The organism is Alteromonas sp. MmMcT2-2 (assembly GCF_022348305.1).
GTDB classification, from domain to species: Bacteria; Pseudomonadota; Gammaproteobacteria; order Enterobacterales; family Alteromonadaceae; genus Alteromonas; species Alteromonas macleodii.
Window position 1 is genome coordinate 99,914 of sequence record NZ_JAKRFA010000011.1, and the last position, 24,848, is coordinate 124,761.

Genomic DNA, 24,848 nt, shown 5'->3' on the forward strand with positions numbered 1-24,848 from the left:
CACCAAATTTCACTGTATTTCGTAGAAACCTGACTAAACTCAATTAGTACTGGTATAAATACTCAGCGATTTGTTTTCATTTTGACCGTTTAGTCGTAATTTGACAGAAAAATGAAAATAAAAGGACGTTATGGGTTGCGTCGAATAAAAATCTGAGTATTATATGCCGCCGTTGCCAAGACACAGGCAACAACAGGAAAGAAAGGGTCGTTAGCTCAGTTGGTAGAGCAGTTGACTTTTAATCAATTGGTCGCTGGTTCGAATCCAGCACGACCCACCACTTTCTATCCTAGCATCAAATGATGGGTCGTTAGCTCAGTTGGTAGAGCAGTTGACTTTTAATCAATTGGTCGCTGGTTCGAATCCAGCACGACCCACCATCATTTGAATTGCGAAACTTATCTGTGTGTCACTTGATGGGTCGTTAGCTCAGTTGGTAGAGCAGTTGACTTTTAATCAATTGGTCGCTGGTTCGAATCCAGCACGACCCACCATCAAGTCTTCTTAATGTTCAAACAACGCTACTCAAATCGCACTTTCTGAAATCAAAATTTTATTTCTCTTTGCACTGTCACTTATCTCATTTTTACTTTGATCTGGTTAACTTAACCCCATGTAGTAGAAGAGTAAGTACAAATACGACTATTTAATTACGCTTATGTTGATTAGGTAGTGTGTAATTTTTATGACAGTTGGGTATAATCCGCACCCTTGTCGCAACAGAGATGTAGGTTAATGTCAGTAGCATTTCGAGTGGATCAGGTAGAGTACCCGTTCCCAGCAAAACCACAGCCATTATCAGAAGCACGTAAAGCTGAGTTAAAGGCAGAGATCAAAGCCTTACTTAAGGCTCGCAACGCTGTGCTTGTCGCACACTATTACACCGACCATGAAATTCAGGCGCTTGCTGAAGAAACCGGCGGTTGTGTAGCGGACTCGTTGGAAATGGCGCGATTTGGTAGAGACGCTCAAGAGCAGACCTTAATTGTTGCAGGCGTTCGCTTTATGGGCGAAACCGCAAAAATTCTTAGCCCAGAAAAAACCGTGCTAATGCCAACGCTTGAAGCGACGTGTTCACTTGATATTGGTTGCCCGGTAAAGGAGTTCAGCGAGTTCTGTGACCAGCACCCCGATCATACTGTAGTGGTTTACGCAAATACATCTGCAGCGGTAAAAGCGCGCGCTGACTGGGTAGTGACGTCGAGCATCGCGCTTGAAATCGTTGAGCACTTAGACAGCCAAGGCAAGAAAATCATTTGGGGCCCTGACCGACACTTAGGCTCTTACATTGCCAAGCAAACAGGTGCCGACATGCTAATGTGGCAGGGCGAGTGTATCGTTCACGACGAGTTCTCTGCACAGAAACTAGCAGACATGAAAGCACTGTATCCAAATGCCGCGATACTGGTTCACCCTGAATCACCCGCGAGCGTGGTTGAAATGGCAGATGCAGTTGGCTCAACCAGTCAATTAATAAAAGCCTCGCAAACCATGGATAACGACACCTTTATGGTTGCTACCGATAAAGGCATCTTTTACAAGATGCAACAACTTACTCCAGATAAGACGTTTATAGAGGCTCCAACGGGCGGTAACGGCGCTACGTGTAAAAGCTGTGCTCACTGCCCTTGGATGGCAATGAACGGCTTAGAAGCGATTAAGGCGTCTTTAACGGGCGAAACTGATGGTCATGAAATCTTTGTTGATGATGAGTTGCGTAAAGGTGCACTAGTTCCACTTGATCGCATGCTTAACTTCTCAGCCGAGTTAAAAGCGAAAGGCGGGCTATAAGCGCACGTTTTATAAGCACTTGCTGAATATTTTCCAGCAAGTTCTTGATTAAGCGCGCGGCTTTACCTACTATACGCGCGCTCAAGGGTTTTCGTCGTTGAAATCTTCTTGATACAAAATTTGGAGAGATGGCTGAGTGGCTGAAGGCGCACGCCTGGAAAGTGTGTATACGTTTATAGCGTATCGAGGGTTCGAATCCCTCTCTCTCCGCCAAATACTATAACCCCATGATTTAAAACAGTTTATCTGATTTTAAAAATGGGGTTTTCTTTTTTGCCACATAACTTTGCCACGCAAAAGGTGAATTATGTTGCGCACTCCTTTATATCTATACCGCATTAAAAACTCTAAAAATTATTATTTTCGTATAAGAAAAAATCTCGTTTTTCAAAAATTAAGCTACCTTACCCTCGACTCGTCACATTTTGTCGCATCGCTTAAGACCTCTAAGTTTGATGAGGCAATGTGGTTAGCACAATTCATAGTGAAACGATTAAAAGGGAGAAGTGAACATGGAAAACGTAGAACAGTATGCAGTATTTTTAACCTTTGCTGCGTTAGACATGACGGACAACTTTAGTCAAGCCGAATATCAAGAAGCGTTCGCGGCTTTTCCTGCAAGTGGGTTAGCAGAATGCGCTCAGGCACTTGTTCAAGCTGTAGAGGCAGCCGGTGAACAAAAAAAAGAATACTGGAACAATCGAATCAAACCATTCTGGCATAAGGTATGGCCTAAGTCTGTAGCATTAGTCAATAGCGAAATATCAGAATCGCTTGCTCGATTCGCCATTGCCTCAGGCGCAGAGTTTTCCAATGCGGTGGAATTACTGTAAAACTGGTTTGTTCCTATTCAGCACTTTCACTATATTTTACATATGCTACATCAATAAAACCTATGCGAAACTCAACCTGAAGCATCGCTAATGTTTCTGAGTCTACTGATTGGTGAACAAGACTGTATTCAAAATGAGTTGAGTCAATCTTTGGTCAAGATCATAACGACGGAACCTCGACTTGAAAATGATGCGCGATACATTCGTCTTCTTACTCTTTGTCGAGCAAGTGGAAGAAGTTAACATGGCAGTTAAACAAACAGTGAGTGGGTAATGGCCAAAAACTACAGCTAGGTAAGTCTATAAGCTTGTTGCAAATACCGCTGACTCTGTTCGTGAACGTCCGTTCCTTTTTGCATCGTAAAGTAGAGCATCACACTGGCTAATAATTGCATTCAATTCCCCTTTTCGGGTGACTTCAATCACGCCAGCAGAGAAGCTAACTGAAAAGGTAGCGTCGGTAGAAGTCCACTTAGCATGTAACTTGATCTGCTGCCGAATATCATCGATTAGTCGTTCTGTTTCGGTTTTATTGACATCTGGCAGGATCAGCAAAAATTCCTCGCCGCCAAATCGGCAAAGCTTATCCGTCTTTCTTATTCGCTGTTGAACGATGCGTGTGAACGTGGTGAGCACTTCATCCCCGGTCAGGTGTCCATAGGTATCGTTAATTTGTTTAAAGTGGTCGAGGTCAATCAGCGCTACGCAGCCCGCAGAATCGTGGCTAAGTGCTTTGTCATACCAGGAGTAAAATGCACGTCGTGTCATTGCCCCTGTAAGCGAGTCGTGCTCAGCGAGCCGTTTATTAATGCGCTGACATTGCCAAAACCAAAATGCCAGTAATGCAAGCATTAACGCAAGAAGGGCAACAATGATAAATTGCTGTTTTTGTGACTGAAGCTCAAGCGCTTGCTGTTGTTGTTGCGCTTCGAGCTGGCGCAATGCAATTATATTGATATCCTGCATCAGGGGATCTTCAATAAGACTCGACGCACGGGCTTCGCTTTCCAATGCGTTGAAATCTACGATAGTCTGCTTTAAACGCTGTTCGTACTCGTACGCGGTTTGGTAGTCGCCTCGAAGCTGATAAACCCTGGCTAATTTACTATATAGGCTTTCTTGTTCTATTCTTTCATTTAGCCATTTTCTCTCTGGGTCATCCATTACAGTGTCTATGTAGTCAGCAACGATGCTTTCAAATCTTTCTGATCTCTTACTATTTATTGCCGCGTGGAATGCCCTAAGGAGTGCTATATATTTTTCCGCTCTTTCAAAGTCTACCTTGTCTTTCAGAGCCAACGCTTGGTCTATGGTTAATGACATTTTTTCTTTGTCACTAGGCTGTTGCCTGTGAGTGAATACGGACAACTTCAGCAGCAATGCAACAAATTGGTATGACGGGTTGTTTCCCGCTATCTCATAGGCCTCGCTAGCATATGCAAATGCTTCATCAAACCGTCTAAGTTTTACCAACGCATAAATAGCAGGGTTGTATGTAGCAGGGCTGCGCTCCTCATAAGGTGTCGATGTAATCAATTGTTCTGCGTAAGGCAGCGCCATTGTGTGCATCCCCACATCATTATACTCGTCTGCTAAGTTCAACATTAAGTCTTCTCTAACAATAGCGTCTTCCCACAGCCATTGCTCATTAGTGGTATTTGAATTTAAGTGGGGGAATGCGTACTCGTACTCCTCAATAGCCTTTACTCCGACGAAAGATAAATAATAGCCAATCCGGGCGCTTAAGATGGCTACCGCTAATGAGTTTTTTTCGTTCAGCATCTCGCGCTTCAAGATTCTCAGCATTTCGATATAACCGAACAATATGTTTTTATTTACGTCACGAGGAATGCCAATTTCGTATGTCATTAACCCTACTCTTACCGCTGCATAATGAACAGGGTTAAGGGATTTCATATACGCCCAATCGTCACCAGAAATGGGGTGTGGGGTGTCGACATTTGATGCCGAAGAGGACCAATGCTCGCATTCCCATTGTAAAGCTCGATAGATTACGCCAAGGGGGGATGGGTCTGTGGCTATACCAGACTCTTGGTATAACGCCGCTAGCGGCGCATTTTTTTCAGGGGCTGCACTATCTTCCCAATTCCAGCAGATTTTGGAAGAGACACGGTAATAACGGTTTTCTTTTTCAATATCACTTTCAGCGAACGCCATAAAAGGCAGGCAGCTACTCAGCAAAATAAAAACACTGATACCGCAATTCAGACATATCCTTTTATCTCTCATTGTGCTGACTTCCCTAACACTGCGTCTAAAATGAGTATGCCACGAAGTAGAAGAGAAAAGAAGGTGTCGTTACCTTTAGCATACGCTTCGCGAAATCGACATCAAACGACGAAGGTGAGGGGGGAATAGTGGCACTAAACCTATACTTTATTGGGCTTTTTGATGACGTTATCTTCTAAGGCATTGATGCGCATTGCGTCAATCGCGTTAGTGCACTTTACAACCTCATTTTCTGACATGGCTGGGTCAGCGATTTCGAAAGCGTGAGTTTTTTTCGTTGCGTGGAATCCATGTCTGTCAGAGGTCATTGATGCTGGTCTTCGCTTTGAAAATGATGACAAATACGTTCAACTTCTTAACCGCTGATGAACAAATGGAAGCGACTAATGGGGCAGTGAAAGCGCAAGCAAAGGGGCAATGAGCTTTACCACAAAACTTTGCCACAATGTATCAAAACTGCTATGTTGCTACCACAAATCAATAGGTTATGTGATAAAAAATGTCTGGCGGAGAATCCCTCTCTCTCCGCCAAATACAAAGAACCGGCTTTATGCCGGTTTTTTTGTGTCTATCAATTAGTGCTTATCAACGCAGCAATACCTTTCTTTTTAAACGCGTTTATGGCGACGCTGGTATGCTAAAGCCTACGGCTTCTCATCTCTTATGTCGCGCCGCTGCGAATTACTTCGCAACTTGCTGATGAAGCTTAATTAGGTCAGGAAGCTTTTTCGCGTAAATCGCTTTCTTTGTACCTGGGTGAAGTAATTGGCTCACGAACGTGCGTAGGAAGCCAAGTACAAACGTTTGAACGCGATCAGCGTCTGCATCACTTGGGTTAGCAATAAGCTTTTCTGTCTCCGCTTGTACTTTATGTACAATCGGGTCCATGGTGTCTTTTCCAGAAACTAGGTCATTACCAGTCACAACGCCTTTGCCAAGCAAGTCTCTAACTGCTGAGTATAAATCAGCAGAAACAGCGTTAGACTGTCCCCAGTTCGCAATGTTGAATTCTTCAGCAATCTTATCTAGATCAGCAGTTGGGTCGTTCGACTTCAATAGGCCTTCGATAAGTTTATGGGCTTCAGTTTGTTTTACGGGTGTTGATAATTCTGACATGGTTACATTTAATGATTATGTGGGTGAGCGCGTTATAAATATTCTGCCAGACAATGTCAACCCGTTTGCCGCTAATAGAGGCAAGAACGGGAGGGGGGCTTGCTAAGTCATTATGTAAACATGGCGAACCAAGCACCGAAATAACACAGAAATATTACTGAAAGAGTAGCAAAATAGAGAAAAGGCACCTGCTGCCAAGCACCCTTTATCAAATGAGTAAACGGGCTACGCGGAGATCCTATTCTCTTTGTCTACTTTTTCTATCTTGCCTGTTCGACGTGCTGGGAAAGGCAACTTAATTGGACGTTTACCATTTAATGCAGCATGTTCTGATTTCACACTATAATTAGCGCTGTCTTTACTATGCATGCCCTTGGGTGGATCAGTTACATCGAAAAACGGAGCAGCAGGCTGTCTGTTTTCCTCTAGCTGGTAAGCAATGACTTTGTTTTCGGTTTCTAAAAAGGCACTTCCAGCTTGCTTACCGAGCTTATAATCATGACGAAGTTGTGCGTCTGTACTACCTAACAATTTACTTTGAAGCTTATCTGACGCAAAAATTTGAATAACCTCTACGCCTTCTGGCGGGTTTTCAATAAATGCCAATTCTTTTTGATACGCTTGTTCGTGCTGCAGCAGATAGTCGATGGTCTTTGGGCACGTGCCCGTTGCGCACATTACCGCGCTTAACTTTTGTAGCCAAGGCGACTGTACTTGAAAGCCTCTATCTACGGTGCGAATAACTACGATTTTCGTCGCGCCGCGCTTGTATGCTTCGGTAACAGGCAACGGTGCAGCCAAGCCACCGTCTAGAAAGAAATCGGTATTGGCTGCCTGTTTTGTTTCGACATCAATGTGCAGCGGTACGCCCTGTTTGTAAAGTAAGGGGAGGGCGCTCGAAGCCTTGATAAGATCGACCCAGTTGTGAGTACTTTTCATTGGATCGAGAAAATACGCCTGTCTGTCTCTGGAATTTGTGGCGGTAAATAAAATTTCTCTGTCCGCAACATTAGCCTTCGCAGTATCAAGATCAAGTAAACGGTTCGCTTCTTGGGTTTTGTCAAAGTACCAGTCTAAATCGACAATATGTTTGCCCATTAAACCTCTTCCCATTTGGAAAAAGCGTTTGTGTCGAGTTAAGCCGCGAATAAGACGCTTTGCATAGCCTTTTTGACGCGCCACAAAACTCGTTAAGTTCTGAGAACCTGCTGATGTGCCGATAAGAATATCGAAAGGGTCGTGTCCGGCGTCTAGCCATGTATCGAGTACGCCTGCCGTGAAAATTCCTCGCTGTCCACCACCTTCCGCAACCAAGGCAACTTTGCCATTGTTCGACATTTCAGCATTGTGTGCTTTTGAATAAGCGAGAGAAGGAGCAGATTGTTGACCCGACATGATAACCCTCTATTTGACCATGACTATAAATTGACTACTTGGTCTAATTGTAGGGAGATCACGACGCCGGGGAAAATTGAAAGAATAAATCGGACTGATAGGAAATAACTGATACTGAAACACTTTTTGTTATTTCATTGTGATTTTTGTGTTTACATTTTGATCGTTTAATCGCAGTCTAACAAAGTGTTGAAAGCTAAACTTTCATTGGGAGTCAATAATGAAAATTGCCGTCTTAGGTGCGGGAAGTATTGGATGTTATGTAGCGGGCTGCCTGTTAGCCTCTGACCCCACCTTAAGCGCCGCTAATGCGCTTACGCTCATTGGCCGTCAGCGTTTATATGATGATATTACTGCCAATGGTCTTAAAGTATCGGATTGGCAAGGGCGTGAGCAGCTAACAAAGCCTGAGCATTTAGCTTTTTCAATTGAGAACGATAGTTTAGTTGATGCTGACGTCATTTTGCTTTGCGTTAAAAGCCAAGATACCGAGCAGGCTGCTGCGATAATCAATCAGCATGCAAAGCAATCTGCAGTCGTAGTCAGTCTTCAAAACGGAGTGGGTAATGCACACCTGCTTCGCCAGTACATAAAACAATGCGTAATTGCAGGCATGGTACCTTTCAATGTTTTTTATAAAGGTAACGGCCATTTTCACTGTGGTACTGAAGGTAATATTGCCCTTGAAGACCCCAATAACCAATGTATTGACATCATAAAAGCGCTTAACAACGCGTCGTTGCCCGTTAAGGTCTATAACGATATGGAAGCTGTACAGTATGGCAAACTCATTATGAACTTGAATAACGCGGTCAATGCACTGTCGGGTATACCGCTAAAATCTCAGCTAGGGGATAGGCAATACAGGTTGGTTATGGCAAAGGTGTTGTCAGAGGCGTTAGCAGTATTAAAAGCGGAAGGAATTACACCAGCAAGAACCGGTAAGGTCATTCCCAAACTGATGCCAAAAATTATGAAGCTACCTAATTTTTTATTCAATGTGGTGGCTTCATCTACGCTTAAAATAGATCCCGAAGCACGTTCATCAATGTTTGAAGATTTAGCGCTGGGGCGACGAACGGAAATTGATTATTTGAACGGCGAGATAGTCAGGCTCGGTGAAAAAAATCACATAGCTACGCCAGTGAATAAGCATATTGTTAACCTGATCAAACAACACGAAGTTGCTCAGAAAGGAAGTCCTCACTTACCGGCAAATGCTTTACTGCTTAAGTGAAAGATCTATCTAACGGTGTATTTCAACGTTAAATATTACAGTTTTGTGTCATTTTTATGTCAGAGCACTTGATTCTTGTACTAAAATATATATCCTGCGTGCAAACTTCCGTTATATTTAGTGTGCTTTGCTTTTCCAAAATCATTTTTCTTCTTGTCTTCTGTTGAGTACTTTATGTGCGTCGCTTTTCCATACGACGGTTTTAGCGTCTGAGGTTGATGTCGAGCGTGAATCTAGCGCAACGTTCTCTCAGTACAATGGCAACGGCCTTTCATTTCAAAGCGACAACAATACCTTCTCACTACGCGTGCGCGGTAGACTTCAGTTTCGCTATGCCAATCCCGGTATAAGCCAGCCTACCGAGCGTGCTGACTTTGAGCATAATGCCGGTAATCAATTTGGCGTTAACAGGGCGCGGGTTAAATTAGACGGTCACATTGGTTTGCCCTGGATTAAATATGGTGTGGAATACGATGCTGTCGATCAGCGCACGCTCACCGCTACACTATCCTTTGAAAAGTATGACGCGCTTCGGTTTAAGGTTGGTCAGTGGAAAGTCGAGTATTCCAGAGAGCGCAGTGTTAGCAGTGGCGGCCAGCAAATGATGGATCGTTCAATCATCAACAGAATATTTACGCTAGATAGGCAAATGGGGGCATCCCTTTACGGAAATCTTGATGGCCCAGGCGCGGCCAATTTCAATTACTGGGTAGGAGTATTCAATGGCTCAGGCCGTGGTGATTATAGCAATCACGATGGCGAGAATATGTATACAGGGCGATTACAGTGGAATTTCTTAGGTGAGTCTGTCGGGTTTAAAAACAGTGACATTAAACGAACAGCTACCCCCAAAGCAGCGCTAGCAATAGCAGGGGCGAAGTTCAAAAGCCAGTTTACACGTTTTTCATCGTCTGGCGCTGGTAATTTAGCTAACTTTAGTGCGGGCGAAATCGAAGGTCAGTACGACATTCAGCAGTTTGTGATTGATGGTGCCTATTTTTATAAAGGGTTTAATGCTCAAGCGGAATATCATGAAAAAGATATTGTAGATTTAGCGAACAACAATAGAGAAACTACGCTGCGCGGCTATTATGTGCAGGCGGGTTATTTTTTGAGTGAATCAATCAGCTGGTGGCCAGAGCCCCTTGAAATGGCTGCACGCTTCGGGACCTATTCGCCCCGAGACAGTGAAAAAGACGAACGCTTTTTTGAAAAGACAGTAGCATTCAACTATTTTTTTAATGGCCACAAAAACAAACTAACCGCAGAGGTAAGCAGGGTTTCACTGGATCAGTTCGATACTGAAGTAGGGGACGAGACCATCTATTCTCTGCAGTGGGACGTCAGTTTTTAACTACTCACGCCGAGTGAGCAAGAAACTCACCTAGTGTGTTAACAAGGCGAGCCTTGTCTACGGGCTTGCCCACATGGGCATCCATTCCTGCCGCGTGACAGCTGTCGATATCTTGCTGCATGGCGTTAGCCGTCAGGGCAATGATGGGGGTTTTTAACTTAAGCACATTTCTTATATGCCGTGTGGCGCTAAGCCCATCAACTTCAGGCATTTGAATATCCATTAGTACCAAATCATAAGTGCACGCTTTCAATGCATCAATGGCCTTTTGTCCGTTTGATACGTGTGTTAAATCTAAATGGAATTCATCAAGAAGCGCTTTTATTACTTCAACATTTATGTCGTTGTCTTCTGCAAGGAGGACACGAGCGCCTTCTAGCGTAACGTGTTGCTGAGTTGTCTCAGACAGCGGAGCATCAATATCTGCTGCAACAGCAAACGTGACATCAAAAGAAAAAGTAGAGCCTCGTTCTAATTCGCTTTCAAGCGTTAGTGAAGAGCCCATTAGCTTAAGCAGATTATTACTGATGTTAAGCCCTAGGCCTGTGCCGCCATACTTTCTCGCTATGGAGCTTTCAGCTTGCGTAAAAGGCGTAAACAGCTTTACTTGGTTTTCTTTCGAAATACCAATCCCGTTGTCTTTTACCCAGCAGTGCAGGGCACAATGACTATCGTTCGACTCTGATACGGATAATCCAATTTCTATAATTCCTTTATCAGAAAACTTGATGGCATTGCTTATTAAGTTTGCCAATATTTGCTTAAATCTAAGTTCGTCAAACATCAAATCGTTATTAAGGTTTTTGTCGATATGAAGCTGGAGCACTAATCCTTTGCGTTTCGCTTGGTCTGAAAATATGTCGACTAATGTACACAGGCTTTCATTGATGTCGTGAGGCCTGATAGCCAACGTTAGCTTGCCCGCTTCAATCTTCGAAAAGTCGAGTAGGTCGTTAATAAGTTGAAGCAGCATTTCAGATGCATTGACGATTTTCTTGGTAAGATCCTTTGCTTGCACGTCTGCTGCGCGGCTCGCTAATGATTGTCCAAAACCAATAATGGCATTTAAAGGCGTGCGAATCTCGTGACTAATATTAGAAATAAACTCAGACTTCAACCGATTGTTTAATTCTGCTTTTTCTTTCGCCGTTAAGTAAAGCGCATTAGCCTGTCTTGATTTACTCAATAAAATCAGAATGATAACAATTGTTACTAGTGTGAGTGTAATAAGTATGACGAGCAACGTGGAAAAAAGTGATTGGGTGCGCTGAGCCTCTGTTTTCAACAAAAGCGCTTCCTCGAATGCTTTATTCTCATTCTCAAGTTGATTTGCTCTGTCTTTCTCTTGGGTTATCTGATCAATTAAGTTGGCGCTTTTTATTAGCTCTAAGTCTTCATATTTCTTTGCATTCAAATAGGCTTCATGGAAAACCTCAAATTGTTTGAATGCCAGCGCGTGATCACCTTTCGCAGCAGTAATGTAGGCTTCTGTTTTGTCCAGCTGTGCGCGCCAAGTCGTTTGCTCGGCTTCGCGGTTTTCATCGTAGAGTACACGTGCTTTACTAAGCGCGTTTGACGCCTTATCCAGTTCTCCTAAACTAAGGTGAGCTTCCGCTTTTAAACGGTAAATTTCGCTATTGTAAAAAGAAGATGAGAGAGGATGAGCAAGAACAATATCAGACAGTGTCAGTGCTTTCTGGAGGTTACCTGAACGATAATAGGTTGTAGCGATACCGTAAGTGGCAAGAAACTCAGAATAGTTAATATCAATTTGCGAATCGAATTCTATGGCGCGCTCAAAGTAGTCGATGGCCTTGCTATAGTTTCCTAAATTTCTATACAGAATACCAATGGCGTATAGGTTGTCACTGACCAAAATTCGCTGGTTTTCAACTTTGGCGCCATCAAGCGACTTCTCATAGTAAGACAGCGCAATGTCATAAGCACTGACTGATTGATAGTAGTCTGCCACAATTGCATAGTACAACGGTCGAAGCTTGGTAAGCGTATGTTTGGTTAGTATATCGTTTACCGTGTTGATAAGCTCAGCGTTAGGCGCAAAAACCTGCCCCTCGCTGTAAGTTAATACCTGGTAAATAAGCGCGTAGGCCTTTACGCTTGGTGGAATATCAGGCGCTGCAACAACGCGGTTAAAGTGCTCGTAGGCTTTGTCGTAGTCTGCTGAAATACCATACATTCTTGCTACACCAGTAGCGATTGTAAGCCCTTCACTCGAGTTGTCTTGCAACGCAATCAGCGAATTTAAGATTTTTTCGGAAGGGCGTTGGTGTATCGAGAGTTGGTACTGAACATAAAGCGCGCCCACTTTTCTTTTTTCATCTTGCGTTAATGTGTCAGATAACAACCAAGTTTCAAGCTTTTTTATTGCTGCCCCTATAGGCATAGGCACTAAGGTCTCAACGTCCACTTTAATTTCGCTGACCTTGTCTGAGATAGATGCATGAGCACTAACCGCTCCCATACTCCAAGTTAGGGCAAGCAATAAAGCCAAACTAATAAAATGCTGCAAACTAAGTGACCCGAATAAATGCTATTTGTCTTATATTAAACGATTAAGCACGTTTAGAATTTAATCAATAAGTCTAAAGTTGGTGATAGTATGAGCTCATCATTTTTTAAAAAGAGGAGAGTGACATGCAAGAAAGCACCAAACTCAACTATGTCGAATTTGCATCTCTAGATATTCGCCGCTCAAAAGCGTTTTTTGAAAGTGCGTTTGGCTGGTGTTTTACCGATTATGGCAGTGAATACAGTGCGTTTAGCAATGCTGGCATGGACGGAGGGATTTTTTCTGCACAACGTGTGATGAAGGCAGAAAGTGGTGCGCCTTTATTGGTGTTGTATTCCAATAACATTTCTGAATCGCAAGAATGTGTAGAAAAAGCAGGTGGAACAATTACTAAACCGTTGTTTGACTTCCCGGGGGGCTGTCGCTTTCATTTTGTCGAGCCAGGTGGTAATGAGCTTGCTGTTTGGTCTGAGTCGGCAAAATAGCGCTATCGTGTCTACGATGTCTAGTGATTCTGGCTTTTATAGTCTGATAAAAAACGCCTTGCGTGTAACGACACAGCAAGGCGCTCTAAATTCAGTTTAATTAGCTATTGGCTTGTCGTTACTTTTGCTCAAGCACAATGCGCAGCATTCTGCGAAGCGGCTCTGCGGCACCCCACAATAGCTGATCGCCGACAGTAAATGCCGAGATATATTCAGGACCCATGTTAAGCTTGCGAATACGGCCTACGGGAATAGACAGTGTACCGGTCACTTTCGCTGGCGTAAGTTCTTGCATCGTCGCGTCGCGATCGTTAGGAATCACTTTTACCCAGTCGTTGTGGTTAGCCAAGATTGTTTCAATTTCGGCTAGAGGCAAGTCTTTCTTTAGCTTAAGTGTGATAGCCTGGCTATGACAGCGCATGGCGCCAACACGTACACAAATACCGTCAATCGGCACTTCACTGCCTTTAATACCTAAAATCTTGTTGGCTTCCGCTTGGGCTTTCCACTCTTCGCGGCTTTGACCTGAAGGTAGTTGCGAATCGATGTACGGAATTAAGCTACCTGCAAGCGGAACACCGAACTGTTCACTAGGATAGTCTGCGCTTCGAATAAACTCAGACACTTGCTGGTCAATTTCTAAAATCGCGGTAGCAGGATCTTCAACTTTAGCTTTCACATTACTGTGAATTGCACCCATTTGATTAATTAGCTCACGCATGTGCTGTGCACCTGAACCTGAAGCGGCTTGATAGGTCATTGGCGAAGCCCATTCAACCAAGTCTTTCTCAAACAGGCCACCGAGTGCCAGAAGCATAAGGGAAACCGTGCAGTTTCCACCTACGTAGGTACGAATGCCTTTTTCAATGCCACTATCAATTTCTTTACGGTTTACTGGATCTAGAATAATTACGGCATCGTCTTTCATACGAAGCGCTGACGCAGCATCAATCCAATAACCGTTCCAGCCAGTGGCTCTTAAATCGTTGTACACGGCTTTTGTGTAGTCGCCGCCCTGACAGGTAATAATGATATCCTGTTTAGATAGCGCTTCAATATCGTGCGCATCTTCTAGAACACCAGCATCCTTTCCAGCAAAATCTGGTGCTGCACTACCTTTTTGCGAGGTAGTGAAAAAGGTGGGCTCAATGTGCGCGAAATCTTGCTCTTCTTGCATGCGCTGCATTAATACTGAGCCAACCATACCGCGCCAGCCCACTAAACCTACTTTTTGTTGTGACATTAAATTGAGAACCCTTGTTACTAAAATGAAAAGTACTTCACCACCTATGTCTTTTGCTCAACGCTAACACATGTACTTATGAATTAACGTGTCTATCAATTGAACGTAGAATGATGTCGAACGCCGCTGCTTTATTGTGCTGGCGCAATACCTGTCGTTTTTATTTTTGTCTTTGCAGTCTAAGTGTTATTTATCCCGCTGGCTAGATGGTTTTTATAAATAATCTATCGCTGATATAAGCATTTTAGAAACGGCTAGTTCATGGCAAAAAATTTAAACAAAACACTTGAAGGAGCAATCAAAGCGCAGGGTAGAGAGTGAACCTGTATTAACCCCTCATTGTGTCTATGCACTGCTTACGGTCTAAAAATTGCTTTATAAATAGAATTAATCCCTCACAATGTGTGAGGAGATATACAATATTGAGATACGCTTTAAGGAAAACGTAGTTCTTAATATGAAAATAAAAGTGAGGAACGCATGCAGTACGATAGTCATAACAAATTTGCTACCACTACGGTATTTTTGCACTGGTTGGTTGGATTAACCATTATTGGCTTGCTTGCCACTGGGATTTACATGTCGGAAAACGGTGTGTATGCACTATACCCCTGGCACAAAGCGATTGGTTTTCTTGTACTCTTTGTCGCACTAGCACGTGTGGTATGGCGCATGAAAAATGGTTGGCCTAGCGCTGCTGCTAACTATAAGCCAATAGAGCATAAATTAGCGTCAGTTGTGCACTGGGTGTTAATTATCGCCACGCTCTTAATGCCAATTTCAGGCTTGATGGCGTCGGTATTGGGTGGGCACGGGCTGTCAGTTTTTGGTCTGGAGGTTTTCGCGCCAAATTATAGTGTTGAAGATCCTGAGAAAACGCTACCGATAAATTACGAGCTTTCCAAAGCAGGTGGCGCTATACACTTCTATCTTGGTTATACCGTTATTGTCGCACTCTTGCTACATATTGCTGGCGCTCTTAAGCATCATTTCGTTGATAAAGATGGCACATTGAAGCGCATGCTAGGCAAAACCATTGGGGAGTAGTGCTTCGTCGCCCGTATCATGACCGAAAATATCGTTCACCGCTTTGAAGCCGTTCAGGTCAATTAACGCGAGAGCGAAGTGGCGGTTTTTTCTCATTAACTTCGCAATCGGTTTTTCACCGCCATTGCGATTATAAATACCTGTGAGTGCACCAAAGTCTGTCTGTAAGGCCAGTTTCTGGAGTTCGTGTTTTCGACTAGAAGCATCATTCAGCGTAAGCTGATAGTAGCGTTCGCCATCTTCAGTGGCTAAAGGGCTGGCGATTAGTTGAATTCATGTGGCGTCGTCAGTTTTCTCTGGTTTTAGTTTATATTCACCCGTAGCAAACTCATTGCGAGCAAAAGCCTTTAATCAATAAATTACAGTTGTTGTAAGGCGTAGTGTAGCTAATGTCCCCTCCATCAAAGCTTCTTGCGGGAACAATACCGTAAACCTCGGTGGGGACTTTCACTGTCTACGGCTCCAATTTGCTTTATAATTCCTGACGTAAAGGAGAAAAAACGTGAATGAATATGCTCGGTATTTTAACGGCTACCCTTCAACTATTGTGGAGCAAGCCTTACAGCTCATTTCCAGCAATCGGCTACAGCGTTATTTACTAAAAAAATACCCAGAGGCCCATGATATAACCACCGACAAATTGCTGTATCAGTACGCGACGGATTTAAAAAAGCGATACTTAAAAAATGCGCCACCGTTTGGGCGCGCCGCGTTTAAAAAGCAAGGTGATATGATAACTAACGCGCTAGGTACGCATACTTACCGTATGCAGGGTAAAACGCGCAAACACGACTTGGCCATTAATAACGATTTACTCTATGCCCCAGAGGCCTTGTTAAAAGCCCTTGTAGTACATGAACTGGCGCACTTTAAAGAAAAAGACCACAATAAAGCCTTCTATAAACTTTGCTGCTATATGGAGCCAGATTATCATCAACTAGAGCTGGATTTACGCTTGTTCTGTGTGGCCTTATCAATGGGAGAAAACCCGTATACGTAACATGTGAACGCCTCATCAGGTGTCGCTATGTTTAACCCGTGTTAGGTACAATTGTCATGTGCTTGCTATAACTAAATTAAAGCCGAAGCACTGGAATTAATGAGGAGTATTAATGAGCATTGCTAAAATTATGTCTACGCGGGTGGTTAGCGTGCACATGGATGACAGTTTACAGTCATTGCGCGAGCTCTTTGCTGCTGCGGAGTTTCATCATTTGGTCGTGGTGCATGACAATAAGCTGCAGGGGATTATATCTGACAGAGACTTGATGAAATCGATTAGTCCTTTTGTAGATACCCTAAGCGAACGAAAGCTTGATCGCGCTACATTGGATAAAAAAGCGCACCAAATCATGACTCGTGAAGTCATTACACTTAACCCAAGTGACTCTGTTTATTCGGCTATTGAGCTTTTTAATTCCCACAAAATTTCCTGCATTCCTATTATCGACACGAAAAGGCATCCAGTAGGAATGGTGTCGTGGCGCGATGTGATGAAGTTTATGCAAAGTAGGGTAGAGGCAAAGCGTTAGGTCGGTACTCGTATGTTATTAATAGTGAACACCGCTTGAAAGGGGAGTGGTCTCTCTACCTGCGTTTATAAATTGCGGTGAAGAGACCGTTAGTTTTAAAGCGTTAGCTTTTGCGGTAGCTGACTTTAAACAGCAAACTGTAGAGTACGGGCACAGCGATAAGTGTAAGTACCGTCGCAAAGGCCAGGCCACCCATAATGGTCACTGCCATATCGGCAAAGAAGGCGTCGAACAGCAGCGGCGCCATCCCTAATATGGTCGTTACCGCCGCCAGTGAAACAGGGCGTACACGGCTGATAGTAGCGTCAACAATCGCTTGGCGAATGGCTAAGCCTTCTTCTATCTGAAGGTCAATTTCTTCAATAAGTACAATAGCGTTCTTAATAAGCATGCCAAACAAGCTTAAGAAGCCGAGTAGCGACATAAAGCCAAACGGCATATCGGTACCTAATAGACCAGAGACTACACCAACAATAGCCATAGGTACTACAAGCCAGATAATCAGCGGCTGACGAGCATGACCGAATAGCAACACTGAGATAATAAACATGACTAGGAAGCCAGCAGGCAAGCCAGCGCCCAGCGCTTTTTGTGCATCGCTAGAGCTTTCAAATTCGCCACCCCATTCTAATGAATATCCAGCTGGAAGTTCTATGTCTTCAATAAGTGGGCGGATTCTCGCTAACGCTTTGGCTGCAGTTTCATCGTCACCCGGCTCAGCTTCTACCGTAATGGTGCGAACGCGGTCGCGACGGTGAATACGCATTTCTTCGGTCATTAACTCCAAGCCCTGAGATACCTGTGTGAAAGGCACGTATTGGCGCTGTTGCGTAGACCATACTTGTGATTCACGTATTGATTGAAGCTCGGTATCTTCAGCCTTACCCATCTTTGCAATAATGTTGTAAGCATAATCACCGTCTTGCACCGTACCTAGCTGAACGCCGCTACTTGCATACTGTATGGTCTGGCTAAAGTCACTATGCGAAACGCCAGCAATCCCTGCGTTGTAGTTGTCAAACTGCGTATTAATGGCAAAGCCTTTTTCACGCCAGTTATGTCGAACGTCTTTCACCTGTCCGTCAGCAAAAAGCAGTGCTTTGGCTTCATCCGCCAGTTCGCGAAGTATTTCAGTATCTGGGCCTGAAAAACGGGCCTCAAGTTTTGCACCAGAGCCGGGGCCAAACTGCATGCGCTCCATATAAAAGCTAGCGTCGAAGTCTAGGTCGGTAAGCTTACTCGCAAGCGCGCTTTGAATAGCCGGAATATTATCAAGTTCATTCGCACGAACCATGAAAAAGGCATAGTTTTCGTTAGCACTTTTAGGTGCATAAGTGAGGGTGAAACGATCGGCGCCTTGCCCTATAAAGGTGGTTACAGCCGTGACGTTTTCCATTCCCAAAATACGAGCTTCAGCTTCTTTTGCAATGACTTCAGTGGCACGTATATCTCTATCTTGCGGGCCCCAATAATGCACAAAGAACAGCGGCGCGTTGGACGGAGGGAAGAAGCCTTGTTTTACCATGCCAAAACTTCCATAAGCCACGATAGTAATAACAAACAGTGCACCAATGGTTACCCAACGAAGCTTAAGTGCGCCTAAAAGTGCACGCTTAAACCAGCGTTGCGATGCAGAGAGTTCGTTACCTGTGGTTTGCCCAATACCTTTGCGGTAAAAATATGCGCCAAGCACGGGCACCAAGGTTACCGCTAATACCCAACTTATCATGAGGGAAACCAACACTACGGCAAACAATGAATAAAGAAACTCGCCTGTAGCATCGTTTGAAAGACCTATGCCTGAAAAAGCCGCAATACCGATAACGGTTGCGCCAAGTAAGGGCCACTGCGTTCGCTTAACAATAAAGCTGGCTGATTCTTTGGCTGTAGAGCCCGTGGCCATGCGCAGCATCATCCCCTCAGCAACTACGATAGCGTTATCTACCAGCATACCCATGGCGATAACCATGGCACCAAGTGATATCCTTTGAAGCTGAATATCCATAAGCCACATGATTAGAATAGTACCTAGTACGGTGACAAGTAGCACAGAGCCAACTACCACGCCTGAGCGCCATCCCATGAACAAACATAGCGTTAAGGTAACAACCGCCACCGACATAACGAGGTTATTAATAAAGCCAGTAACCGATTCGTCGACGACTGAGGCCTGATCGTAAATAGGCGTAAGCGTAATACCGACAGGCAGTTCTTGAAGCAGCTTTTCTACTTTTGCGTTAACGCGCTCGCCCACATCAACAATGTTAACGTCGGTCAACGCTGATACTGAAAGCGTAAGTGCTTCTTCACCGTTGTAGCGTACATGAACGGGCTGTATGTCGGCAGGCTCTAACTTTAGCGTGGCAATATCAGCAACCCGAAGGGAACGGTTTGTGCCAGGCACTACCACTGACAGATTAGATATTTCTTCTAGTCTGTCTGGCGCGCGCTCTACAATTAGGCGCACATTTTTTTCGTCAACTTTAATACGGCCGCCGTTGAACGGGCGCAGGTTGTCTTCAAAAAGAGAGGCGAGATCAGGAAATGAAATGCCTAAGCCAGCGAGTTGATAAGGGTTGATATAGGCCACTATCTGTTCTTTTTGAACGCCAGTGACATTTACCTTGGCAACGCCTTCTGTAGTAAGCAGGTCACGTCGAATAATTCGGGCGAATTCTCGAAGCTCCCGAGTATCGAAATCAGGTGCACTTAACGCGTAATAAAGCCCGTAAACGTCACCGAAATCATCAAATACCACTGGGTTTTGTGCCCCCGTTGGCAACGAGCTTGCGGTGTCGCGAAGTCGCTTTCTCAACTCATCCCATATCTGTGGTAAGAGGTTACTGTCGTAAGTACTCTTAACTTCAACGGTAATTTCTGAAAGGCCCGGCGATGAAACTGACGTCACTTCCTTTAACTGCGGCATTTGCTGAATGGCAATTTCCAAGCGTTCAGTGACTTCACGTTCTACCTTTTCAGCACTGGCTCCAGGATAGTTGGTGTATACCTTTACCTGTTTGATGGTAAACGCAGGATCTTCTAAGCGACCAATTTTACTCATAGCCAAAACGCCGCCTAAAAGCAGGATGACTACCATTAGCCAAATGTTGACGGGCTTATCAATTGAATAGCGTGCGATATCCATAAATTACTTCTCTCCTTGGTAAGGAAGCACTTTCATGTCTGCACGCATTTGTGTTGCTCCAGCAGCAACCACTTGCTGGCCAAGGGTGATTTCGCCTTGGCTCTTACCCTCAATAATCGCTAGCTCATTTTCAATATGCTTAACGTTTACGGCTTGCTTGGCCACTGAACTTGTTTCATCGTTATATACCCACACTGCAAAGCCTGAGTCCTTGTCACCTACAAGTGCTCTTACAGGCACAATAAAGCCTTCTGGATAAAGGCTACCTTGTAGGCTGACTTTTACCACTGCGCGGGCGCCTGGCGTTAACGGTAGTTCTTCGCGAGGCTCCATGGCAAACACCACTTCATAAGTTTGCGACACAGGGTCGGGTTGAGTAGAGTGCTCTACATAGTTCACCGGGTACCACTGGCTGCGATTGGTGGCTAATGTGGCGCTGGCTTGTTTTATCCCACGGCCAATATTGGCAGTAAGTAAGCGCTCAGGAACATTTATGTTGAAGTATATTTTAGACACATCTTGCAGGCGAGCAATCGGCGTACCTGCGGCAACAAAACTGTTATTTTCAACAAGTCGTTGAGATACCTTTGCATCAAAAGGAGCATAAAGCTGTGTGTAGCTCAAATCTTGCTCTGCATTTTTTAAGTCGATAACCGCTAGTTCGTAAGATGTTTTTGCAGTATCCAGAGAGCTCTGTGCAACTAGCTTTTGAGCGAACATTTTCTCAATTCTATCAAGCTCTCGTTTAGCCTGATCAAGTCGTGTCGTAGACTCGTCCACGCGTCTTTCGAATGGTTTACGATCAATAGTGGCCAGTAACTTGCCTTTATTGATATCACTGCCTGTCACCAAGTCGGTCTGGATAAGGCGGCCTGAAACTTCAAAGCTTAAATCGACGGTTTTCACTGCCGATACAACGGCAGGGAAGGTGAATTCGTCAAAATCTGGAATGTTGCTAACCGTAGCGAGTTTGACATAACGAGGTGCAACGTTTGCTTGTTGCTCGGCAGGCTCTTCGGAAGAACATGCACTTAAAGTGGAAACCGATAAAACGCTTAAAAATAAAATGTGAGAGAATCGCATCATGGACATAGGTGTATGTAATCCATAGTCAGGGTAATTAAAGTATAGATGTGTAAACCAAGGTAGTGATGATATGCACAACGGCAGCAAAGATAGTCATTACCTAAAGTAAACTGGTGAGTGCATTTTAGTGCGGTCACATTGAAAAGTAAACTGTTCGGTGTAAAATGATCGGGTTAATGTAGCGGATAACTAATTTTGAGAATTTCCATATGGTAGGCAACACACGTACGCGTAGCGACATCAAACGCGAAGCCATTATTCAGGCGGCAACACAGGCATTCCAAGAGTTTGGCGTTAACGGCACAAGCATGGATAAGCTGGCTGAACTGGCAAATGTGTCAAAGCGCACTGTGTACAATCACTTTTCTACAAAAGAAGAGCTGGTGATGCATTTGGTTACGCAGCAGTGGCAAACGGCTATTTTAAATATTAATAAAAAGTACGATGCTACGCTTCCGCTAGACGAGCAGCTAGAAGACCTTATTTTGCAAGACATTGAGTTTATGGTGAGTGAATCACACCTCGATTTAGCTCGGGTTGCGATTGGCCACTTCTTCTACGAGCCGGAAAAGCTAAAAGATGAAGTTGCGCAATTAAAAGCCCAAGAGACGGCTATGCACCGCTGGTTAAAGGATGCCAAAGCCGACAATAAACTCGCGTTTGACGACTTGGATCGGGTTGTCGATGAAATTGATAGCTTAGTAAAAGGGCAGTGCTTTTGGCCTCAGCTGTTCAAAATTGAAGATTCCCTCAGCGATAACGATAAGAAGAGCTTAGCAAAACACACAGTGGCTTTGATTTTAAGCCGCTATGCTGTTGTGTAGTTGGCAGGCTATATCAATGAGTTTGTTCAAGGCTCTTTCAGTATTGAAGGGCCATTGAACTTTTACTTCCCAAACATTTTTTCCGCTTATCCGTCTTCGCGCTAACTTCACAGATCCCTCTTGATTCAAACGGACTACACTTCAGATGATGTAGCCAGTAAATACCTTTTCACTTAGCTGTTTGTTCTCCCTGTCGCTCGTCCTCCGACACCTGCAATATGCTCCTCTACAATCGTACGAAATATATTCACCTGCTTATTCTTTAGTCTATTTTGGTGCAATTTGAGTCTTATTCATCTAATAAATTAAGAAAATTTATAAAGAGTTTTTAAATTTTGTCGCTTTTGCTCTCGTCATTTGTTCTAAATTTTTATAATATCCCGACCAAAAATAACAACTATTATTATTTGCAATTGCAAAATTCGGCAGAAAGCCGGGTCGTGATAATAGGGTTTTACAGATTTTTAAAAGTAAACACACAACACTTACAGAACACTTGGAGAGCAATTTTGAAATTCAAACTTACGAGTATTGCTGCTGCGATAATTCTAAGCCCAGCAACTTTTGCTGCTGATATGGAAGATATTGAGAGACTAACGGTGAAAGGGAAGTACCTTTCGGTTAACCAGTCCAACTCAATTAAAAGCCCTACACCTATTATCGACGTGCCACAGAGCTTGTCGATTATTACGGCTGAAGAAATAACGGCTCGCGGTATTACTAGCATTGGACAAATTATTGACTACGCACCAGGTGTTAATACATCGCAAGGTGAAGGTCACCGCGACTCGGTAGTATTCCGTGGTGTGCGCTCTACTGCAGATTTCTACTTAGATGGTAACCGTGATGACGTTCAATACTACCGTGCACTTTACAATGTTGAACAGGTAGAAATTCTTCGTGGTCCAAATGCATTGCTATTCGGTCGCGGTGGTACGGGCGGTATCTTAAATCGTGTATCTAAGAAAGCGAAAACGAGCGATAAGTTTGTAAACTACAACGTATCTGCTAATACGTTTGGTGCATACAACTTACAGTTAGACACCAATGTTGACACGGGCGATAAGTCGGCCCTGCGCATTAACGCCATGTACGAAAGCTTAGATAATCATCGCGACTTCTTTTACGGAGATCGTTACGGCTTCAACCCAACGGCACGCTTTGAGTTAAGCGATGACACAATTGTTGATGTGTCGTATGAATATATCGACCACGAGCGCTTTATTGACCGCGGTGTGCCAACAGCCAACGGCGAGCCAGTTGAAGCGTTTGAAGAAATCGTGTTTGGCGATCCAGATAACAATTACCAAACATTGGGCGCTGACGTGTTCCGTGCAAACGTTGAGCACACTTTCTCAGATAACCTGAAAGGTAACTTCAACGCTTTTTACGGTGACTATGACAAAGTTTACTCGACCTTTTATGCGGCAGGTTATAACGCTGAGACTGAGCAAGTAACGCTAGACGGATACGTTGATACTACGCAGCGTGAAAACATGATCTTGTCTTCTAACCTAGTTGGCGAATTTGAAACGGGAAGCATTGGGCACACGGTTATCTTCGGTGGTGAGGTTATTAATACCAAGTCAAACCAAGATCGTTACAACCCTGTGTTTGATTCCACTGACGGTGATAGAGAAACGTTTAATATTTCACGTCCGTTAAGCTTCCGTGGTTTAACTGGTACAAATGCTGAAGGCGTAACAGTTACAGCAGACTTCTCTGACTTGAACGACGATACGCATGTAGACTTGGATGTATACTCTTTCTATGTTCAAGATGAAATTGCACTATCAGACAACTTCGACCTTGTACTAGGTGCACGTTTTGACAGCTTCGATATTGAAGTATTCAACGCGGACCCTGAAGTTTTAGAGACACGCAGCAGAAAAGACGAAGAAGTGTCACCGCGTGCAGGCCTAGTGTATAAGCCACAGAAAAATATCTCTATATACGCTAGCTACAGTGAGTCATTCTTGCCACGCAGCGGCGAGCAATATGCGAATATTAATGGCGACGCAAACGCGCTAGATCCAGACACGTTCACGAACCAAGAAATTGGTGTTAAGTGGGACTTCAACGACAGCATGAGCTTTACAGCAGCTATCTTTGAGAACGAGCAGACGTCATTGGATAACGACCCGAATGACCCTGAAAGCTTTGTTGAAGTTGACTCAGATGTATCTGGTTTTGAGCTACAGCTGCAAGGTTATATCACAGACAAGTGGTATATTACTGCAAACTACAGCAACCTTGACGGCGAAAACGCAAGTGGCGTAGAGCTTCGTGAGCTGCCTGAAAATACGATGTCTGTGTGGACAACCTACGAAGTGAATGAAGTATTTGGCTTCGGCATTGGTGCTACATATCAGGACGAAAGTAAGGTATCGACAAGTGCTTCATCGCCTGTACTACCTAGCTATACGCGTGTTGATGCGTCTGCTTACTACACGCTTAGCGACAAAATGCGCCTTCAGTTAAACGTTGAAAACTTGACTGATACGCTTTACTTCCCGAATGCACACTCTACGCATCAGGTAACAGTAGGTGCGCCAATTAATGCGCGTCTATCACTGATTGGTTCTTTCTAAATTAACCGTCAGTTTTAAAATATTGTTTAAAAGCCATTCGCGAAAGCGAGTGGCTTTTTTTATCTTTGCACTTTGTATTTAGAGGCTTTGTGCTCTATTCGCCTTGCTTTGCAAAGTCGATAAGTGTCTGTCCATCCATACGATAGCCTAACCATTCACTCTTTGGTTTAGCGCCAAGTGACTCGTAAAAATCGATAGCTGGTTTGTTCCAATCTAAAACGCTCCATTCGAAACGCCCGCAGTCGTTTTCTACCGCTGTTTTAGCTAAGTGTTGCAATAACGCTTTCCCTGCTGCGTATTCCGATTTACTTGAACACCCATTCCGGTTTTATTTGAACACCTCAGATCAACGCATCGTTGGCTAGTCGATTTTTACCTTAAGTGTTCAA

The 24,848-nt window shown here is 44.0% G+C and carries 19 protein-coding genes, 4 tRNA genes and 1 pseudogene; 14 read left to right on the forward strand and 10 right to left on the reverse strand.

What is annotated here, in order from left to right:
• The first annotated feature begins 204 nt into the window (after positions 1–204).
• From MHM99_RS09030 to MHM99_RS09055, 6 genes are all read left to right on the forward strand, one after another.
• Positions 205–280: transfer RNA gene (locus MHM99_RS09030), tRNA-Lys, on the forward strand.
• 24 nt (positions 281–304) lie between these two features.
• A tRNA-Lys gene (locus tag MHM99_RS09035) sits at positions 305–380 on the forward strand.
• 38 nt (positions 381–418) lie between these two features.
• Positions 419–494, forward strand: a tRNA-Lys gene (locus MHM99_RS09040).
• Positions 495–735: 241 nt separating this feature from the next.
• Positions 736–1,791: a quinolinate synthase NadA gene (nadA, locus tag MHM99_RS09045; protein WP_239219051.1), complete on the forward strand. Its 1,056-nt coding sequence runs from the start codon at positions 736–738 to the stop codon at positions 1,789–1,791.
• A 122-nt stretch (positions 1,792–1,913) separates the two neighbouring features.
• Positions 1,914–2,004: transfer RNA gene (locus tag MHM99_RS09050), tRNA-Ser, on the forward strand.
• Between the two features lie 299 nt (positions 2,005–2,303).
• Positions 2,304–2,624: a hypothetical protein gene (locus MHM99_RS09055; RefSeq protein WP_239219053.1), complete on the forward strand. Its 321-nt coding sequence runs from the start codon at positions 2,304–2,306 to the stop codon at positions 2,622–2,624.
• Positions 2,625–2,924: 300 nt separating this feature from the next.
• Here the strand turns inward: MHM99_RS09055 and MHM99_RS09060 are convergent, their stop codons facing one another.
• From MHM99_RS09060 to MHM99_RS09075, 4 genes are all read right to left on the reverse strand, one after another.
• Positions 2,925–4,802: a GGDEF domain-containing protein gene (locus tag MHM99_RS09060; RefSeq protein WP_239219055.1), complete on the reverse strand. Its 1,878-nt coding sequence runs from the start codon at positions 4,800–4,802 to the stop codon at positions 2,925–2,927.
• A 212-nt stretch (positions 4,803–5,014) separates the two neighbouring features.
• A complete protein-coding gene (locus MHM99_RS09065) occupies positions 5,015–5,182 on the reverse strand; it encodes a hypothetical protein (RefSeq protein WP_239219057.1) in 168 nt (55 codons plus the stop codon).
• A gap of 373 nt (positions 5,183–5,555) precedes the next feature.
• Positions 5,556–5,990, reverse strand: a complete 435-nt coding sequence (locus MHM99_RS09070; RefSeq protein ID WP_239219059.1) for a hypothetical protein — start codon at positions 5,988–5,990, stop codon at positions 5,556–5,558.
• A gap of 225 nt (positions 5,991–6,215) precedes the next feature.
• Complete coding sequence (locus MHM99_RS09075) at positions 6,216–7,385, reverse strand: patatin family protein (protein WP_239219061.1); 1,170 nt, start codon at positions 7,383–7,385, stop codon at positions 6,216–6,218.
• 220 nt (positions 7,386–7,605) lie between these two features.
• Between MHM99_RS09075 and MHM99_RS09080 the strand changes: the two genes are divergently transcribed.
• Entirely contained in the window at positions 7,606–8,622 is a 1,017-nt protein-coding gene (locus MHM99_RS09080; RefSeq protein ID WP_239219063.1) for a 2-dehydropantoate 2-reductase, read from the forward strand.
• A gap of 163 nt (positions 8,623–8,785) precedes the next feature.
• Positions 8,786–9,976: a porin gene (locus tag MHM99_RS09085; RefSeq protein WP_239219065.1), complete on the forward strand. Its 1,191-nt coding sequence runs from the start codon at positions 8,786–8,788 to the stop codon at positions 9,974–9,976.
• 4 nt (positions 9,977–9,980) lie between these two features.
• Here the strand turns inward: MHM99_RS09085 and MHM99_RS09090 are convergent, their stop codons facing one another.
• Complete coding sequence (locus tag MHM99_RS09090) at positions 9,981–12,506, reverse strand: ATP-binding protein (RefSeq protein WP_239219067.1); 2,526 nt, start codon at positions 12,504–12,506, stop codon at positions 9,981–9,983.
• A 125-nt stretch (positions 12,507–12,631) separates the two neighbouring features.
• Here MHM99_RS09090 and MHM99_RS09095 point away from each other — a divergent pair, with 125 nt between their 5' ends.
• Positions 12,632–12,991: a VOC family protein gene (locus tag MHM99_RS09095; protein ID WP_168532646.1), complete on the forward strand. Its 360-nt coding sequence runs from the start codon at positions 12,632–12,634 to the stop codon at positions 12,989–12,991.
• A gap of 118 nt (positions 12,992–13,109) precedes the next feature.
• Here MHM99_RS09095 and asd read toward each other — a convergent pair whose 3' ends face one another.
• Positions 13,110–14,234 (reverse strand): aspartate-semialdehyde dehydrogenase, encoded by a 1,125-nt coding sequence (gene asd, locus MHM99_RS09100; RefSeq protein WP_014948878.1) that lies wholly within the window; start codon positions 14,232–14,234, stop codon positions 13,110–13,112.
• A gap of 480 nt (positions 14,235–14,714) precedes the next feature.
• Here asd and MHM99_RS09105 point away from each other — a divergent pair, with 480 nt between their 5' ends.
• Entirely contained in the window at positions 14,715–15,281 is a 567-nt protein-coding gene (locus tag MHM99_RS09105; protein WP_014948879.1) for a cytochrome b, read from the forward strand.
• Here the strand turns inward: MHM99_RS09105 and MHM99_RS09110 are convergent.
• Complete coding sequence (locus tag MHM99_RS09110) at positions 15,258–15,554, reverse strand: diguanylate cyclase (RefSeq protein WP_343213276.1); 297 nt, start codon at positions 15,552–15,554, stop codon at positions 15,258–15,260. The two genes, MHM99_RS09105 and MHM99_RS09110, sit on opposite strands and share 24 nt — an antisense overlap.
• Positions 15,555–15,783: 229 nt before the next feature.
• On the opposite strand from MHM99_RS09110, the gene MHM99_RS09115 reads away from it, so the two are divergent.
• Positions 15,784–16,281: a YgjP-like metallopeptidase domain-containing protein gene (locus tag MHM99_RS09115; protein ID WP_168463562.1), complete on the forward strand. Its 498-nt coding sequence runs from the start codon at positions 15,784–15,786 to the stop codon at positions 16,279–16,281.
• A gap of 112 nt (positions 16,282–16,393) precedes the next feature.
• A complete protein-coding gene (locus MHM99_RS09120; RefSeq protein WP_168463563.1) occupies positions 16,394–16,813 on the forward strand; it encodes a CBS domain-containing protein in 420 nt (139 codons plus the stop codon).
• Between the two features lie 103 nt (positions 16,814–16,916).
• Here MHM99_RS09120 and MHM99_RS09125 read toward each other — a convergent pair whose 3' ends face one another.
• Together MHM99_RS09125 and MHM99_RS09130 are read right to left on the reverse strand one after the other, a co-directional pair.
• Entirely contained in the window at positions 16,917–19,958 is a 3,042-nt protein-coding gene (locus MHM99_RS09125; protein WP_168463564.1) for an efflux RND transporter permease subunit, read from the reverse strand.
• A gap of 3 nt (positions 19,959–19,961) precedes the next feature.
• Positions 19,962–21,044, reverse strand: a complete 1,083-nt coding sequence (locus MHM99_RS09130; protein ID WP_168532711.1) for an efflux RND transporter periplasmic adaptor subunit — start codon at positions 21,042–21,044, stop codon at positions 19,962–19,964.
• A gap of 209 nt (positions 21,045–21,253) precedes the next feature.
• On the opposite strand from MHM99_RS09130, the gene MHM99_RS09135 reads away from it, so the two are divergent.
• Both MHM99_RS09135 and MHM99_RS09140 read left to right on the forward strand, forming a co-directional pair.
• Positions 21,254–21,868 (forward strand): TetR/AcrR family transcriptional regulator, encoded by a 615-nt coding sequence (locus MHM99_RS09135; protein WP_014976048.1) that lies wholly within the window; start codon positions 21,254–21,256, stop codon positions 21,866–21,868.
• Between the two features lie 509 nt (positions 21,869–22,377).
• Complete coding sequence (locus MHM99_RS09140; protein WP_049585922.1) at positions 22,378–24,459, forward strand: TonB-dependent siderophore receptor; 2,082 nt, start codon at positions 22,378–22,380, stop codon at positions 24,457–24,459.
• Positions 24,460–24,553: 94 nt separating this feature from the next.
• On the opposite strand, the pseudogene MHM99_RS09145 reads toward MHM99_RS09140, so the two are convergent.
• A pseudogene (locus tag MHM99_RS09145) lies at positions 24,554–24,751 on the reverse strand (GNAT family N-acetyltransferase); the annotation flags it as partial.
• Positions 24,752–24,848: the final 97 nt, after the last annotated feature.

Excerpts from the sequence above, each read along its gene's own strand:
- nadA (WP_239219051.1), top strand. The coding sequence starts at position 736 with ATGTCAGTAGCATTTCGAGTGGATCAGGTAGAGTACCCGTTCCCAGCA.
- MHM99_RS09055 (WP_239219053.1), top strand. The coding sequence starts at position 2,304 with ATGGAAAACGTAGAACAGTATGCAGTATTTTTAACCTTTGCTGCGTTA.
- MHM99_RS09060 (WP_239219055.1), bottom strand. The coding sequence starts at position 4,802 with ATGGCGTTCGCTGAAAGTGATATTGAAAAAGAAAACCGTTATTACCGT.
- MHM99_RS09065 (WP_239219057.1), bottom strand. The coding sequence starts at position 5,182 with ATGACCTCTGACAGACATGGATTCCACGCAACGAAAAAAACTCACGCT.
- MHM99_RS09070 (WP_239219059.1), bottom strand. The coding sequence starts at position 5,990 with ATGTCAGAATTATCAACACCCGTAAAACAAACTGAAGCCCATAAACTT.
- MHM99_RS09075 (WP_239219061.1), bottom strand. The coding sequence starts at position 7,385 with ATGTCGGGTCAACAATCTGCTCCTTCTCTCGCTTATTCAAAAGCACAC.
- MHM99_RS09080 (WP_239219063.1), top strand. The coding sequence starts at position 7,606 with ATGAAAATTGCCGTCTTAGGTGCGGGAAGTATTGGATGTTATGTAGCG.
- MHM99_RS09095 (WP_168532646.1), top strand. The coding sequence starts at position 12,632 with ATGCAAGAAAGCACCAAACTCAACTATGTCGAATTTGCATCTCTAGAT.
- asd (WP_014948878.1), bottom strand. The coding sequence starts at position 14,234 with ATGTCACAACAAAAAGTAGGTTTAGTGGGCTGGCGCGGTATGGTTGGC.
- MHM99_RS09105 (WP_014948879.1), top strand. The coding sequence starts at position 14,715 with ATGCAGTACGATAGTCATAACAAATTTGCTACCACTACGGTATTTTTG.
- MHM99_RS09120 (WP_168463563.1), top strand. The coding sequence starts at position 16,394 with ATGAGCATTGCTAAAATTATGTCTACGCGGGTGGTTAGCGTGCACATG.
- MHM99_RS09125 (WP_168463564.1), bottom strand. The coding sequence starts at position 19,958 with ATGGATATCGCACGCTATTCAATTGATAAGCCCGTCAACATTTGGCTA.
- MHM99_RS09130 (WP_168532711.1), bottom strand. The coding sequence starts at position 21,044 with ATGATGCGATTCTCTCACATTTTATTTTTAAGCGTTTTATCGGTTTCC.
- MHM99_RS09135 (WP_014976048.1), top strand. The coding sequence starts at position 21,254 with ATGGTAGGCAACACACGTACGCGTAGCGACATCAAACGCGAAGCCATT.